Here is a 16,473-nt window from a genome sequence, read left to right as displayed (position 1 = left end):
GGTTATCTTTTTCTATTCCGCTAGGTGGATTTATTTCTGGCAGTTAGTTATTATCGGTTCTTCACCCAATAATCATCATTATCGGCTATTTCTTTTTTCATTAAAAAATTCGTGGGATTTCTCGAGATTTGCAACAATTTTCGTGATCATTCAAATCTCTTCAAGATGAAATTCCCTTCTGCACTATCTATCCTTTTGATCATTACTGCGGTGGTAGCTGTTTCCACCTGGTTTATTCCCTCAGGGAATTTTGCAAATCTGACTTATAATTCAGAAAATGAGAAATTTATTATAACTAGTACAGAGGGGACTCAGGTCCTTCCCGCTACCACGTACACTCTTGACAGTTTAAATGTGAAAATTCCCCTGGATAAATTTACCGGGGGAGATATATACAAACCTATTAATATTCCCGGGACCTATCACTCTGTAGAAGAGCAGCCTCAGGGGTTTTTTAAATTCGCAATGGCTCCGATCAAGGGTATAATTAATGCAGCGGATATTATTTTTCTGGTGCTTATAATAGGAGGTCTTATTGGGATAATTAACCTGACGGGGGCCTTTACAGCAGGTATTGCATGGCTCGCCAAGGCTTTAAAGGGAAGAGAATATTTGTTGATCATTATTACTACCACACTGGTAGCCCTGGGCGGAACGACTTTTGGTTTTGCCGAAGAAACCCTTCCTTTTTATTTGATCCTGGTTCCTGTATTCATAGCAGCCGGTTATGATGCTATGGTAGGCCTTGCCTCTATCTTTCTGGGTTCGGTAGTGGGGACCATGTGCTCCACTATAAATCCCTTTTCTACTATTATCGCTTCAGACTCTGCCGGTATTCTCTGGACAACAGGATTGACCGGCAGGATCATAATGTGGGTTGTATGTGTTACACTTTCAATTCTCTTTATTCTCCATTACGCGAAAAAAGTGAAGAGAGATCCTTCTGCCTCTATTCTAAGAAAGCAAAATGAAATGCTTAAGGAGTATTTTGGAGTTAATGCTGTGAGAGAAGTCCCTGCGCTTAACCTCCGGAGAATTCTAATTCTCATTGTTTTTATCTCCTGCTTCGCCGTGATGATCATTGGAGTCTCACTATTTGAGTGGTGGTTTATTGAAATGACCAGCACTTTTTTTGTAGGCGCTTTGATTATTGGCCTTATATACAGGATTAATGAAGGAAAATTTGCAGAGGAATTTATAAAAGGAGCCGGCGATTTGCTCGGTGTTGCATTTATCATTGGGATTGCCAGAGGCATTTCCATTCTTATGGATGACGGAATGATTAGTGACACTTTACTTTACCATGCAAGTTCGGTTACTGAAGGGCTTCACCAGGGAGTATTTATTAATACTTTACTATTCATATATAGCGGTCTCTCATTTTTAATTCCCTCCAGTTCGGGAATGGCCGTACTTACCATGCCTATCTTTGCTCCTTTGGCAGACACGGCAGATCTTGGAAGGGAGATTATTGTAAATGCTTATTTATATGGCATGGGTCTATTCCACATCATTAATCCTACCGGCCTCATTCTTCCATCTCTCGCCATTGTCAAAGTAGGTTATGATCGTTGGTTAAAATTTGTGTGGCCGTTATTGGTAATTCTTCTGGTTGTAACTATGATAAGCCTCACGCTGCAGGTGTACCTTTAATTGAATAGGCGGCAATTATGGCAATTCATGCACCATCTTTCAACACAATCTGCTTGGGAAAAATCGTAATTTAAGTTATCTTGAACTGCGAAAATATACTTACAAATTAAATCTTATGAAAAATTCCATTTCCCTTCTTTTATTTTTCATCACTCCCTTTCTTTTTGCACAGCAAAATGTGTTAACTGCCGAGGATGTGGCAAAAATTGAATATGTACAAAATGCAGAAATTTCCGAAGATGGAAATAAAATTGCCTATCAACTTTTAGTTCCCAAAGATCCGACACAGGAAAATGCCGCGGCAAGTTCTCATCTGTACGTTTACGACAGGGGCACAAGCTCTTCTTCAGCCTACGTTACTGACTACAGTGCAGGTAACGTGAAATTCCGCCCCGGTCAAAACACAATTACCTTTACCGCCCGCAGGGAAGGTGATAAATCTACTTCCCTTTACGAAATTGCAGCAGGGGGAGGTGAACCTCAGAAGATCTTTGAATTTGAAAGTTCTGTTTCCACTTATGACTGGCATCCAAAGGGAAATAAAGTTGCCTTTATTTCTCAAAGACCCGATGAATCAGAAAAGACCTCACTTCCATATGAGCCGGAAATCTATGAGACCAATCTTTCCAGCTCAGCCGTTTTTGTTGCAACTCTTGACGGTACAGAACCTAAAGAGCTTGCAGTTGAAGGTCATGTTGTTGGAGTACAGTGGAGTCCTGAAGGTAACAGGCTGGCGGTAAATGCAGCTCCATCTTCCCTGGTAGATGATTTTTATACAAGTCAGAAAATATACGTGGTTGATGCAAATAATTTAAATGTTACTTCGGAAATTGATCACAAAGCCAAGTTGGGATCACTTCAATGGAGTCCCGACGGAAAAAGAATTGCTTTTATTGCCGGTGAAGATCAGCACGATCCAATAGATGGAAGTCTTTTTATAGCTGAAGCCACAGGAGGAAAACCACAAATCCAGCAAAGGGATTTCCAGGGTCAGTTCCATTCTTTTATCTGGAATGACAATAAGAACCTGACTTACCTGGCCAGTGAGGGAGTGAACAGTATCATTGGAACACTGGGAGTAAATGGCAAAATGAAAACTATTTATGATAATAAAGATCTGAGTATAACAGGTTTTTCGGCAGCCAAAAATAACCGGATGGCTCTTGTGGCAAGCTCGGCTAAATACCCTAATGAACTGTTTATTTTAAATCCTAAAGCTTCAGGATTAGAGAGAATTACTACTTCCAACCCATGGCTTGAGGATAAACAATTAGGAAAACAGGAAGTGATCACTTATAAGGCTACAGATGGTCTTGATATCCAGGGTATTCTTATACATCCTGTCAACAATCCTTCAGGAAAGATACCTTTGATCACTGTTGTTCACGGAGGGCCTGAGGCTCATCATGACAATGGATGGTTAACAAACTACAGTATGCCGGGGCAGGTTGCTGCAGGAAAAGGATATGCTGTGTTCTATCCGAATTACAGGGGAAGTACCGGTAGAGGAATCGAATTCCAGAAGTCCAGCCAGGGAGATCCTGCCGGAAAAGAATTTGATGACATTATTGACGGCATCGATTATCTCATCAAGAACAACAACGTAGATGAAGACAGAGTAGGTGTAACCGGAGGTTCTTATGGTGGTTATGCTACTGCCTGGATGGCTACAAGACATACCGAGAGGTTTGCTGCCGGAGTGATGTCTGTTGGTATTAGCAACAATATCTCCAAATGGGGTACAAGTGATATTCCCGAAGAAATGTTCCTGGTACACAGCCGTAAGAGAATTTGGGATGATTACCAGTTCTACCTGGAGCGTAGTCCTATCTATTATGCAGACCAGGCAAAAACACCTCTCCTGATCATGCATGGTAAAGAAGACACCAGAGTAGACCCGGGACAATCTTTTGAATTATACCGTCATATCAAAACACGAACAGATACTCCGGTAAGACTGGTCCTTTATCCGGGAGAAGGTCATGGTAACAGAATGTCTACAGCTCGCTATGATTTTAATCTTCGTATGATGCGTTGGTTTGACACCTATCTTAAGAATGGAGAAGCCGAAGTTCCTGAAGTCATCCTGGAGCTTCAGATGAATTAAACCTTAATTTCAAAGAATTTTAACCCGTGATCTTTCCTAAAGCTCACGGGTTTTTTAGTTTCCTGAGGAAAGATCATCCTTACATTCCTAAATATTATTCAATAAACAATATTCATTGTCAAAGTTTTCCTAATCATCATTCTGTTTTGATGTAAAATACTTAGATTCAGAGGGTTTTGAGTTGATCCAAACCGCCAAAACATAATCTATGCCGATAACCAAACAAGAAACTATTGCTCCCGATATACAGCAAAAGCTACAAAAAGAGGAAGCTCCCCGGCCTGTGCTAGGAGCAGTTGATGCTATAGCTCTCATTGTGGGCATTGTTATAGGTGCAGGAATATTTCGAACTCCGTCTCTTGTCGCAGCAAATGTCGATTCAGGAGGAATGATGTTGGGGGTTTGGCTTCTCGGAGGTGCAGTTTCTTTAATAGGTGCCCTTTGTTACGCCGAGCTCACTACCACCTTCCCTAACACCGGAGGGGATTATCATTTTCTTATGCGGGCATTCGGAAAAAGAACTGCCTTTTTATTTGCCTGGGCCCGGATGAGCGTTATTCAAACAGGGTCTGTTGCATTATTAGCTTTTATCTTTGGAGATTACGCTTCACAGATCTATAGTTTAGGTGAATATTCGGCAGTCTTTTATGCCGCACTACTGGTCTGCACCCTTACAGCCATAAATATAGCAGGAATACATATGGGTGCCGGCGCACAAAAATTGCTTACCACAGTAGAAGTTTTGGGGATCGTATTGATCATTGTCGCCGGATTTTTTCTCATTCCTGAAGCTTCAGAAATATCATATAGCTTTACACCGGTTACAAACAGCGGCAATTCCCTGGGACTGGCGATGGTTTTCGTTTTGCTGACTTTCGGAGGCTGGAATGAAGCGGCATACATCTCGGCCGAAATAAGCAATGGTAAAAAGAAGATCGCTATGGCTTTAATAGCGAGTATCCTGGTGATCACCCTGGTATATTTCCTCGTCAATCTGGCATTTTTAAGAGGATTGGGATTGGAAGGCATGGCTGAATCTAACGCAGTTGCAGGAGATCTTTTGGGAGTAGCATTTGGTCAAACGGGAATAGTGATTATTTCTCTTATGGTGGCCATTGCCGCCATGACCTCAGCAAATGCCACTATTTTCACAGGAGCACGCTCTAATTACGCTTTGGGAAGGGATTTTAGTGCCTTTTCCTTTCTCGGGAAATGGAAAAGTCGACTGAAAGGACCGGTCAATGCTTTTTTAGTTCAGGGCGGTATTGCTTTGGTCCTGGTTAGTTTCGGTCTCTTCTCGCGAAGCGGCTTTGAAACCATGATAGATTACACTGCCCCGGTATTTTGGTTTTTCCTCCTTTTAGTTGGAATCTCTCTATTCATACTTAGAAAAAAAGAACCTCACAAAAAACGCCCTTTTAGAGTACCCTTATATCCCGTGCTTCCGCTTATTTTTTGCCTTAGCAGTGCATATTTACTTTATTCAAGTATCGTATACACAGGTTGGGGAGCGCTTGCGGGAATTGTTGTGCTTGCAGCAGGAATTGTCATTCTATTTCTGAATCCTTCCATTGCTGAAAAAACGAAATCCAATGAACTTCATTCTAATTAAAATTAATCCTATGAAAAATCTAAAAATTTTGTGCGTCTTTTTAATCCTGCCATTCCTTTCCCAGGCACAGGATGTTATTTATGTACCTACCAGTGATACTGTGGTTGATGCCATGCTTAAAATGGCCAGAGTCGAGTCTGACGATGTTGTATATGACCTTGGCAGCGGAGACGGCCGTATCGTCATTGCCGCTGCAAAAAACTTCGGTGCCCGGGGAGTCGGAATTGATATCGATCCTGAAAGAATTTCTGAATCCAATGATAACGCCGTGGATGCCGGGGTGACCGATAAAGTGGAATTTATTGAAGCCGATCTTTTTGAGTCCGATTTCAGTGAGGCCACAGTAGTAACGCTTTACCTTCTGGGTAGACTGAATGAAAGGCTAAAACCCATTCTTTTTGAACAATTAAAACCCGGTACCCGTATAGTATCTCATGCGTTCAGCATGGGCGACTGGGAACCCGAACAAACACAGGTAGTTGACGGGACTACAATTTATCTATGGACCATTCCGGAAAAGAAATAGTTTAAAGGTCCGAAAACTGAACTGAACACCTGTGGAATTCTTTAGGGAGTTGACTGCTAATTTTCAATGGCGAGTAGACCGGCAAACTCTTTAAGAGTAATTTCTGATAGTTTCGCCTGGAATTTTGCATTGCTGTGGCGAACCATCGCATTGATATAATTGAGTTGAGCAGTTCTGAACTCTATGGTGGGAATAGTTCCAATCCTGAATTTCTCCATGGTAATGTCCAGGTTTTGACGCGCAATGGCCTCATTTTCCCTCTCCAACTCCATTAAACGGATGTTGGTGAGATAGGTTTGATACGCCGTTTGTAGTCGCGACTGCAGTGTAAGAGTCTGCTCCTCGATAGCAATCTCACTGTTTTCCAGCTGAAGCTTTGCGATCTGCTCACTTCGGTTTTGATTAAGACCATCGAAAATATTTAATCTCGCAGTCAATCCATAATTAAACCCTTCTGTCCTTCCAAAAGTGGTAAAACCAACCGGAGATTCGTTCTGGGAGAAAATGTATCCCGTACTGGCCGCAATGCTGGGATATCTTCCCGCTCTCACCTGTTTTAACTGCAGCTGAGTAATGTTCCTGTTAATGATCTGTGCCTGTAAGGAAGGATTCTGAGCCATAGCAAGCTGCTCCAGGTTTTCAAGTAAAAGTTGATCGTCAACCCTAATATCTTCCTGAACCCGGAAGTCTATAGCCGGATCCCTTGCCAATAATTCATTAAGCTGAACTTTTGTATTATCAAACAATTCCTCCTGGCGTAACATGGTAGTACGATCTGTATTCAAATCTACCTGCGCATTAAGCACTTCAAGCCGGGAAGATCTTCCAATGGTAAAACGATTTTGAGCCAGCTCCACCCTTTGTTCAGAAATTACGAGTGTGCTGTCAAGAGCAGATAACTGCTGCTGTTGCTGCACCAGGTCGAAATAAGTTATTAGCACATCACTAACGCGGGAAAGTATGGTTTGCTGAAGTTCTGCCTCTCCGAGTTTTTCCAGTTCCTTTAGCTGGTCATATCTGGCAAACATTCTGAAACCATCAAAAAGCGTCCAGTCAGCTACCACTCCATAATTAAGGTTGTTGGACCTTGCATTATCGATTTCAATAATGTCTCCCGAAGCCCGCGTCTGTCGCGTGGATTGTATGCTGTTATTGCTGTTTGCTGTTAATCCTATTGAGGGAAGTATGCCTGCATTACCCCAGCTAACTCCGGTCTTGTCAATCTCAAGCTCGTTTCTTGCAATTTTGATAGAGTAATTATTATCAAGAGCTATGCGTATAGCTTCCTCTGCTGTTAAAAGTTCCTGGGCAGAAAGGGGTACACTTACAAAAAGTAAAACAAGGAGTTTAATTATCTTATTCATGCAAAAGGGGTTCCGGTTGAACACTGGGTTCAGAGGTTTCTTTTCGTTCAATTTCGTCAAATTCCGGCCTGTGCTTCTTCTCCCCCGACCACATTAGGTAAACGGCAGGAATAATAAAAAGAGTAAGGATCAAAGAGAACATGGTGCCTCCAATAATAACTACTCCCATTCCAATCCTGCTTGTTGATGCCGCTCCAAAAGCCACTGCAATTGGTAAAGCTCCGAGAGCAATAGTAAGACTGGTCATTAAAATAGGTCTTAGCCTGGATTCAGAAGCTCTTAATATAGCTTCCCGCTTTGGTATCCCCTGCTCACGTAATTGATTGGCAAATTCAACAATTAAAATACCGTTTTTGGTTACCAGACCTATGAGCATCACGGTTCCAATTTGGCTGAATATATTCCAGGTCTGCCCAAAAAGCCATAAACTGAATAAGGCTCCTGCCACAGCCATAGGTACAGTAAGTATGATGATCAATGGATCTATAAAGCTCTCAAATTGCGCTGCCAGTAACAGGAAAATAAGTAAAAGGGCCAGCACGAAAGCAAACATGGTATTGGAGCTACTTTCCACATAATCGCGGGATTCTCCTCCAAGATCTGTGGTAAAGGAATCATCAAGAACATTTCCTCTTATTCTTTCCATAGCTTCAATCCCGTCATCCATGCTCATACCCGGAGCAAGGCTCGCAGAGACCGTAGCACTCATATAGCGGTTATTGTGAAAAAGTGCAGGCGGGCTACTTTGCTCATCGGTAGTAACGAGGTTATCCAGTTGGATAAGTTGGCCATCACGGTTCCTCACAAACATGGACGTTAGATCCATAGGAGCGTCACGATCCTTTTTGTCAAATTGTCCCATTACCTGGTACTGCTTCCCATTCATCATGAAATAGCCAAAACGCTGACCACTTAAAGCCAGTTGCAAGGTCTGGGCTACATCAAGTACAGATACTCCAAGAGTTTGTGCTTTTTCCCGGTCAATAGTCACATATAATTCAGGCTTATTAAACTTCAGGTTTAGATCTGAATTTGAAAAGGTGGGATCATTCTGCACTTCCTCCATAAACTCAGGGATCTTCGCCTCCAGTTGTTCAAAATTCTGCGCCTGAATAATGTATTGTATTGGCATCCCACCCCGGCGATTCACTGCAATGGTAGGACTCTGACTAACATTAGTACGCGCACCGGGGAACTGTTTTGTCCACCCGGTAAGATCGGCAGCAATTTCGTCCTGAGAACGCTCCCTTTCTGAAGGTTCCACCAAGGCAATTCTCGCGAATCCGCTGTTGACAGATCCCGAACCCCAACCCGGAGAGGTAACAATAAGACTCACCTTTTTTTCAGGAATAGAATCATTAATTAATTGAGTGAGCTCATTCATAAATCGATCCATGTACTCATAAGATGCTCCTTCGGGTGCCGTAACTCCAAGACTTAAAAAGCTGCGGTCTTCATAAGGAGCTGTTTCCTTTTGAAGCAGACTATAGAAAACTACAGAGGCAATAAGACAAAGTCCGAGAATAGGGAAGCTTAACCATTTTTTTTCCATGAATTCCCGAAGAGAGGAAGCATAACTCCTGTTCATTTTCACAAAGTACTTTTCAGTAAAATTGTAGAATCTGGAATTGTTTTGTTTCCCGGGCTTCATCAGGTAGGCATTAAGCATGGGAGTTAAAGTAAGCGCAACAAAGGCTGAAATTAAAACCGCTGAGGCCAAGACTACTCCAAATTCCCTGAATAATCTTCCCACGAAGCCTTCCAGGAAGATCACCGGAAGAAATACTGCGGCAAGTGTAACCGAAATGGAGATCACGGCAAAGAAGATCTCATTGGAACCTTTTATTGCAGCCTGTATAGGACTCATCCCCTCCTCTACCTTTTTATATATATTTTCCGTTACCACGATCCCATCATCAACTACAAGACCGGTGGCAAGAACAATAGCCAGTAAAGTGAGAACATTTATGGAGTACCCAAACATCCACATGATAAAGAAGGTAGCAATAAGAGAAACAGGAATATCAATGAGTGGCCGCAGAGCAATGGACCAGTTCCTGAAGAAAAGATAGATCACCAGGATCACCAGGATTATAGCGATGGCCAGAGTTTCTGCAACTTCGGTAACCGATTTTTTTACAAAGGTGGTGTTATCAAAAGCAATGTTGAGCTTAAAATCTTTAGGCAGGTCTTTTTCCAGCATTTCATACTGCTCATAAAAAGCATCTGCAATATCCAGATAATTGGTTCCCGGCTGCGGAATGATCACCATCGAAACCATTTCCTGGCCCGAATCACTTAATTTTGTCTCCAGGTTTTCTGCTTCCAGGGCTGCAGATCCCACATCACTCAGCCGTACAAGGTTATCACCCTGAGCTCTGATGATGATGTTGTTAAATTCCTCTTCAGTAGAAAGATTTCCCAAAGTTTTTACTGCCAGTTCGGTATTCGAACCCGTTAATTTCCCGGTTGGCAGTTCCACATTTTGTGCATTTAAAGCTGCACGAACATCGGCTACTGTGGCACCATAAGACGCCAGCTTCACCGGGTCAATCCAAAGTCGCATTGCATAACGACGCTGTCCCCAGATTTGTACGCTACTTACACCGGGAATAGTTTGCAGCCGTGGTGCAATAACATTTTCGGCATAATCACTCAGCTCCAGTACATTTTTTTCATCACTTTGAACAGTCATGGCAATGATAGGCTGGGAATCGGCATCGGCTTTAGAAACCACAGGAGGAGCATCAATATCCTGAGGCAGTCTTCTAACAGCACGTGAGACTTTATCCCGCACGTCATTTGCCGCTGCCTCCAGGTCTTTATCAAGATTGAATTCTATATTGATATTACTTGAACCCTGGGTGCTTGTCGAGCTAATATTTCGAATTCCGTCTATGGAGTTGATTTCCTTCTCCAGGGGTTCTGTGATCTGGCTTTCAATAATATCGGGATTCGCACCTGTATAATTTGTACGTACAGAAATAATAGCAGGATCAATGGACGGAAACTCTCTGACTCCGAGATAAGTGAAGCCAATGACCCCAAAAAGTACTATTGCAATATTCATCACAATAGTTAGTACCGGTCTTTTTATACTTAAAGAAGATAGACTCATTACAAACTGGTATTAGCAACAGGCTGCCGCAGGTTTACATTGACGGGAGCTCCATCTTTTAAGATCATAACGCCGGAAGTTAAAATAGTATCTCCCGGTTTCAGGCCAGAAAGAACTCTAACCATTCGTTCTGTACGGGCACCTGTTTGTACTTCCACTTCTTTGGCTACACCTCCATCTGCAATAAAGATCTTTTTACCATTTTGAATGGGAATAAGAGACTCTGTAGGAACCATTATAGCATCCTGGACTGCCGCCAGTGGCAGGCTCACATTTGCAAAAATTCCGGGGATTAGACTTCCTGTTTCATTTTTTGCCAGGGCACGCATTTTTAACGTACGTGTGGCTACATCAATTCCGGGCTCAATTGCATATACCTTTGCCATGTGCACCTTTGAAGAACCAGATGTGGTAAAACTCAATTCGGAATCTATTCCAACCTGCCCTGCGTATTTTTCAGGGATAGAAAATGTAAGTTTTAATTCGTCCAGGTTCACCAGGTTGGCTATTGAAGTAGCAGGCGTTACATAAGTTCCTTCTGAAATATACCTGAGACCTATAGTACCCGAAAAAGGGGCTCTAACGGTAGCTTTAGCAAGCTGGGCTGCGATCAACTGAGATTCTGCCTTAGCCGATTGCAAATTGGCCTGTGCAAGATCATATTCTTCCTGACTAATAGCTTCTTTTTCGAGCAGGAGTTGAGCTCTTCGTTCATTTTCGACCGCCAGTTTTTCGGCAGTTTTAATTTTAGCAAGTTGAGCCCTGAGTTCAAGATCATTAACTTTAAATAAGACCTGTCCTTTAGAAACTTTGCTTCCCTCTGTAAAATTTATCTGTTCTACCACACCGGAGATCTCACTTCGCAGTTCTACCTGCTCGTTAGCCTCCAATGAACCTGAAAGAGAAAGATTTTCCGAAAAACGCTCCGGTGAAAGAACCATACCTGTAACCGTTGCTGCGCCCTGAGAACGGGGACCATTGGAAGTTTTAGCTTCATTATTGGCAGTGATCCTGTAAACGACCAAAATTACGAGACCAACAAGTAACAGGCTGTAAATAATATGTTTTGTCTTCATTTTATAAGAAGTAAGAAAATTTGCAAGCGTAAAATGGGCAAATGTAATACTTAATTGGACTGGATTAATCCTGAAAAGTTTAATTGGCAGTAGGAAAAAAAAATCTTCTTTTTCTAAACAAGGATTTCAGCCCCTTTAAAAATTCAGAGAGCTATCATCGTTTTATATTTATTCCTAACAGAAAAATTAAATAGGTAATTAATATAAACAGAATATCCGAATCAATAGCATTTTGGATAAATTTGTCTAAATTATAAGTTAATTATATAAACAAATTGAAAAACTTATTTATCTTTAAATTCTTGTAACACTAATACTGCAGTTTTGAAAATGTTTTGTTTTATCTCATCACCTTCATTATCGGGCAAACTCCTTTTCCTGGCAGCTTTATTGCTTTTGTTTCTCTCCGTTACGGGAGAGAACAATCCATATGAAAACGATCCCTATGCAGCAGTTCATAAAGAGACAGAATTTGCTACCTCTGCATTAAAAGCTTCGGCTCCGGGTGAAAGTTCAATTTCCCGCATTTTAATATCAGGTTATGAGGAACTGGTTAAAGCCTTAACCTTCGTTGATGAAAGCCTGCACACCCAGCTGGCCGGGCTTTTTATTTCCGAAGAAAATCCGTTTTTCGGAATTGCAATCAATAATGAAGTTTTTGAAAATAATAGAAAGATTAAAACATGACAGGAATTGGATTTTTGAACAGCCCTTATTTTATCTGCTGCAACGTCTATATTCTAAATGTCAACACTTCAAATAAGATCTCAAAACCATATATATAATTGTCGCTGTAATTTTACCTACTGAATAAGATTTGTTTGCTTTCGGATAGAATTACAGTCCTGAGGCCGTCAGTATTTTGACGGCCTTATACTTTTAAACATCTTCGGTATTTAGACCTTCCTGTTCAAATGTTCCTTTCGGCATATTCCCGGAAGTTTTCCAGGATCGCCTGCCAGCCCTCCTTTTGTTTCGCAACAGAATTTCCTGCCTCAGCATCAAAAGTTTCTTCTATGAAAGTTGCATTATCCACAGGTTTGAAAATAATTTCTACCTCTCTTCCATCTGTCAGCCGGTATTTGATCATTCTGTGTTCTTTTATTTCTGTGTAATTTCCCTCAAAATCAAATTTGGCGCTTCCATCTTTAGCCTCCATCCGGTATTTGAATTTTCCATTTTCCCTTAGCTCATTTTCGGCGAAGGGTGTATGCCAATCGGGTGATGCATTGTTCCACTTTTTAATATGTTCGGGAGTGGTCCATAAATTCCAGACTTTCTCTATAGGAAGAGGTACTAAGGTTTCTACTTGTATACGATTATCTTTCATAGCTTCAGGATTTATTTCTAACCGGTTTAGATTTCTAAAAAGAGCTACCTCACTACAGGCACATCGTCAAAATACCCACCCACCTGCCTGGCACTCAATTAAATAAAAATACAACATTTTAAAATTCCGGAACAGGATTGTTCCTGGTTTTCCTAATCATTTCTCAATTTTAAGTAGATCTTCTGGAGCTGAAGATATTCAGAAAAAGATGACCTATTGAATTTGAAAATAAATTGATCTTTAAAAGGAGTCAAAATCGGAAAATTGCTCCTTAATGATCCTGTCTTTCTCCTGCTGTAAATATTTAAGAAAGGAGCTCGAGGCAGGAGACAGGATTTTGTCTTTTAACCAGATCAATTTCCAGGTTGAATTTATAGGGAAACCTTCTACAGGAACAATATTTATGTGTCCCCTGCTCAATTCATTTCTAATTCCTATCAAAGGCATAACAGAATATCCCAGTCCCGCAATGACAGCCTGTTTTACAGCCTCATTAGATGTAAGTTCCAACCTCCTGGTCACATTAAGATCGTGTTGTTTTATGAATCTTTCCATGATCTTTCTGGTACCTGAACCTTTTTCTCTAAAAATCAAAGGAACTTTAGTAAGCAAGTCACTGGTCTGTTGCTGTTTTGTAATAAGATTTTTCCCTCCTACAAAGAATAGCTTATTATCCATTAGGTTGAGTTGCTCAACCTGCATATTTTGAGGCAGAAGGGATACAAGTGCAAAATCGACCTCATTCTTTTCTAAACTCTCTATTACCCGTGCCCGATTAGTTACATCCAGAATAAGTTCTAAACCCGGATGAGCATTTAAGTAATCGGAAAGAAAATAAGGCATCACATATTTCCCTGTAGATACTACCGTTATACTCAGGGTTCCTATAAGTTCCCCTTTGAAGGCAGCAGCCTTACTGTTTATTCCCTCAATCTCCCTAATGATCCTGCCGGATGCTTCAGCAATTTCATTTCCAAATTGAGTAATAAACACTTTACGTCCTATTATTTCCAATAAAGGAACATCAAATTGATCCTGTAAATTCCTTATCTGTATGGAAACAGCAGGTTGGGAAAGATGAAGCTCTTCTGCTGCCTTGGTAATGCTCCCGGTTTGCTTTACTTTTAGAAATACTTTTAGTTGATGTAAGGTATAATGCATAAAAGGCTTTTATGTATTGCATTAAATGTATAAATTATTTTATGTTTTATAAGGTGCTATTTTTGCTAATGCAATCTGCATATATTCGGATAATTTAAAATGAGTCAGCCAGAGATATTTAATGAAGCAGATGAAGATTTAAAAGACAGGCTTTTACAGCTCGTTGAGGAGGGAGATCCTACGGTAATTCTGTCTTCCCAATATATTGAAAGCCTTAATGATCTTATTAAGTATGAATTCATTTCAATTGAAAATGACAGGCTAAAATTAACTGAGAAGGGTTTGCAGGCTAAAACAATGGGATACAAAACTGTTATAGGTCAAAAATTAGTTGCAGAGGGAGAAAAAAAAGAAGATCATATTCTTCAACAAAAGACTTCTTCAGGTATTTCGAACCGGTCCTTCCTTATTCTTGTCTGTTTCCTAGTGGTTTCTCTTGTGGCTCTTTTAACGGCAACAAATTTCTGAACAAAGACAAACCGCCCTTCAAGTGCTTTTTCCGATTACCCTACATTCTCGGAAACTGCAGCAATTCCAGGCGGTTTTTGTTTATTTTTAGATGATCTTCAGATCTTTAAGTATTCCAATGAGATGTGGAGTGGTATTCGCACCAAACTCCTCCCTTAATTCTTTAAGCCTTTTTTCAATTGAACTTTTACTGCTCGGAGATATATTACGGTTTTTAAAATCCTCCTGAATTTCTTCTTGTGTAAGGCCGGTAGCCACAGCTTTAAGCATCTCGATTTCCCAGTTGCCTAAAAAAAGTAGATTATCCTTCTTGAGTACAGCTTCTATACTTTCGGAATTGTATTGCTGACCATCATTAAGAGCCAGAATAGCTTCCTGCAGATCCCGCATACCATTTCGGTCTTTACAGACATAAGCGTCAATATGACCGGAATCCCATAGGCTGCGCACTGTATGTGGATGATCTTCTATTGTATTGACCAGGACTTTGATATTTGGATCTTCCTGTTTTAGCAGGTTGATCAACTCTTTACCCGATCCAATATTTTCTGTATGATGATCATGTTTAAAGGAAAGATCACAAATAAGAAGCTGGAAAGGCTCCTTATCCTGAATAGCCTTTTTAGCCAGCAACCAGGCTTTGTCACAATACTGGGCATGCTCAACCTGATCAATATCAAGGTTTTGAAGCACTGCCGCAACCGCCAGGTTGATACTGTCCATGTCTTCCGCTACCAGAACCTTTTTAAACATGACCTTTAGTTTCTTTAATAATTCAAAGTTAAGACAAAGCTCGCAGGCTTGATTACGGTTTTCCTCATTAGCGGGCAAAAATTAGGAAATAATCACTTTTTTTATTTTTTGAACCCCAATAACTCAGAAAAATAAAAATACTTTAATGGGGAACCTCCACCTTTTTTTACAAAAATGTATATTTGAATTGTCCTGTTAATTATGACTATGAACTTCCCCGAAATTGTGGCCCTTATCCTGGGGATTCTTGCCCTTTTGCCCACGCTGGCCTCACTTACGAGGTTCGATCAGTGGTGGATCAGGGGTTTTGATTTCCCCCGTCTGCAGATAAGTACCATTATATTATTTGTAATTCTTTATTCTGCAGTAGTTTTTAATTTCAGTTCCTTCTGGGAGTATGCCATTATGCTGCTTCTGGTATTCAGTTTTCTGTACCAGTCTGTCAAAATTTTCCCCTATACTATTTTTGCTAAAAAGCAGGTGCAAAAATTCAAAGGAAAAGATGACCCTAATGAAGTTTCTATTCTGGTTAGTAATGTACTCGCAACCAATAACAAATACGGAAAGCTGATCACACTCATTGTACAGGAAAATCCCGATTTGGTTCTTACTCTGGAAACTACTAAAGAATGGGAGAAGCAACTGGAGGTGATAGAAAAACAATATACACATACCGTCAAGATTCCCCTGGATAACTTATATGGTATGCATCTTTATTCCAAACTTGAACTTGAGGATGTTGATATAAAATATCTAATTTCTGAAGAAATTCCTTCCATTCACGGAAAAGTAAAGCTCCGCAGCGGAAAGAGAATAAATATTCATTGCCTGCACCCAAAACCTCCCAGTCCTTCTGAAGATGACACCTCCACCAACCGTGATGCAGAACTTCTACTCGTAGGAAAGGAAGTGGACGGAAAAATGAAAACATTAGTTTTTGGGGACCTTAACGATGTGGCCTGGTCCCGTACCACGAAATTGTTCATGCGTCTTAGCGGATTATTAGACCCAAGGATAGGCCGAGGTTTCTATAATACCTTTCATGCGGAATATCCCGTTTTTAGGTGGCCTTTGGACCATGTATTCCACAGTTCAGACTTTCTGCTACAAAAACTGAAACGTTTAGATAAGATAGGATCCGATCACTTTCCTATTTTCATAAGTCTGGTCTATGACCCAAAAGATGAGGACCTAAATGACGGACCCGAAGATCCCGATGAAGAGGAAAAAGAATGGGCAGAAGAAAAAATAGACAAAGGACTCAACTCCGGAGATCACTAGTCTTTACAGAACAAAGGCTTCTAA

At 40.8% G+C, this 16,473-nt stretch carries 13 protein-coding genes; 7 read left to right on the top strand and 6 right to left on the bottom strand.

The features are described 5' to 3' along the window. The first annotated feature begins 165 nt into the window (after positions 1–165). The 4 genes from G564_RS0106325 to G564_RS18710 all read left to right on the top strand — a co-directional run bounded on the left by G564_RS0106325 (position 166) and on the right by G564_RS18710 (position 5,898). On the top strand, positions 166–1,653 hold the full coding sequence (locus tag G564_RS0106325; protein WP_029036919.1) for a YfcC family protein: 1,488 nt from the start codon (positions 166–168) through the stop codon (positions 1,651–1,653). A 115-nt stretch (positions 1,654–1,768) separates the two neighbouring features. Further along, the gene (locus G564_RS0106320; protein WP_037373596.1) at positions 1,769–3,760 is read left to right on the top strand and encodes a S9 family peptidase; all 1,992 of its coding nucleotides are present in this window, start codon (positions 1,769–1,771) and stop codon (positions 3,758–3,760) included. A 208-nt stretch (positions 3,761–3,968) separates the two neighbouring features. Further along, on the top strand, positions 3,969–5,372 hold the full coding sequence (locus G564_RS0106310; protein ID WP_084625589.1) for an APC family permease: 1,404 nt from the start codon (positions 3,969–3,971) through the stop codon (positions 5,370–5,372). Between the two features lie 10 nt (positions 5,373–5,382). Further along, positions 5,383–5,898 carry an SAM-dependent methyltransferase gene (locus tag G564_RS18710; protein WP_084625594.1) on the top strand — a complete coding sequence of 172 codons (516 nt, stop codon included), beginning with the start codon at positions 5,383–5,385 and terminating at the stop codon, positions 5,896–5,898. 56 nt (positions 5,899–5,954) lie between these two features. On the opposite strand, the gene G564_RS0106300 is transcribed toward G564_RS18710, so the two are convergent. From G564_RS0106300 to G564_RS0106290, 3 genes are read right to left on the bottom strand one after another with little or no spacing between them, the layout of a single operon-like run. Continuing rightward, on the bottom strand, positions 5,955–7,262 hold the full coding sequence (locus tag G564_RS0106300) for a TolC family protein (RefSeq protein WP_029036916.1): 1,308 nt from the start codon (positions 7,260–7,262) through the stop codon (positions 5,955–5,957). Next, positions 7,255–10,380, bottom strand: a complete 3,126-nt coding sequence (locus G564_RS18705) for an efflux RND transporter permease subunit (protein ID WP_051205337.1) — start codon at positions 10,378–10,380, stop codon at positions 7,255–7,257. The genes G564_RS0106300 and G564_RS18705 overlap by 8 nt, the downstream gene beginning before the upstream one ends. Then, a complete protein-coding gene (locus G564_RS0106290) occupies positions 10,380–11,456 on the bottom strand; it encodes an efflux RND transporter periplasmic adaptor subunit (RefSeq protein ID WP_029036915.1) in 1,077 nt (358 codons plus the stop codon). Before G564_RS0106290 ends, G564_RS18705 begins: the two co-directional genes overlap by 1 nt. A gap of 324 nt (positions 11,457–11,780) precedes the next feature. Between G564_RS0106290 and G564_RS0106285 the strand changes: the two genes are divergently transcribed. Further along, a complete protein-coding gene (locus G564_RS0106285) occupies positions 11,781–12,143 on the top strand; it encodes a hypothetical protein (protein WP_156879188.1) in 363 nt (120 codons plus the stop codon). Between the two features lie 223 nt (positions 12,144–12,366). Here the strand turns inward: G564_RS0106285 and G564_RS0106280 are convergent, their stop codons facing one another. Both G564_RS0106280 and G564_RS0106275 read right to left on the bottom strand, forming a co-directional pair. Then, entirely contained in the window at positions 12,367–12,786 is a 420-nt protein-coding gene (locus G564_RS0106280) for an SRPBCC domain-containing protein (RefSeq protein ID WP_029036913.1), read from the bottom strand. 240 nt (positions 12,787–13,026) lie between these two features. Further along, a complete protein-coding gene (locus G564_RS0106275) occupies positions 13,027–13,947 on the bottom strand; it encodes a LysR family transcriptional regulator (RefSeq protein WP_029036912.1) in 921 nt (306 codons plus the stop codon). 99 nt (positions 13,948–14,046) lie between these two features. Between G564_RS0106275 and G564_RS0106270 the strand changes: the two genes are divergently transcribed. Further along, a complete protein-coding gene (locus G564_RS0106270) occupies positions 14,047–14,415 on the top strand; it encodes a hypothetical protein (protein ID WP_029036911.1) in 369 nt (122 codons plus the stop codon). Between the two features lie 87 nt (positions 14,416–14,502). On the opposite strand, the gene G564_RS0106265 is transcribed toward G564_RS0106270, so the two are convergent. Next, on the bottom strand, positions 14,503–15,168 hold the full coding sequence (locus tag G564_RS0106265; protein ID WP_029036910.1) for a helix-turn-helix domain-containing protein: 666 nt from the start codon (positions 15,166–15,168) through the stop codon (positions 14,503–14,505). Between the two features lie 207 nt (positions 15,169–15,375). On the opposite strand from G564_RS0106265, the gene G564_RS18700 reads away from it, so the two are divergent. Beyond that, positions 15,376–16,449, top strand: a complete 1,074-nt coding sequence (locus G564_RS18700) for an endonuclease/exonuclease/phosphatase family protein (protein ID WP_037373594.1) — start codon at positions 15,376–15,378, stop codon at positions 16,447–16,449. Positions 16,450–16,473 lie beyond the last annotated feature (24 nt).

Source organism: Salinimicrobium xinjiangense DSM 19287, from assembly GCF_000423585.1.
GTDB lineage: Bacteria > Bacteroidota > Bacteroidia > Flavobacteriales > Flavobacteriaceae > Salinimicrobium > Salinimicrobium xinjiangense.
The sequence above is the reverse complement of the archived record's forward strand: the minus strand, read 5'-3'. Positions and strand labels throughout refer to the sequence as shown.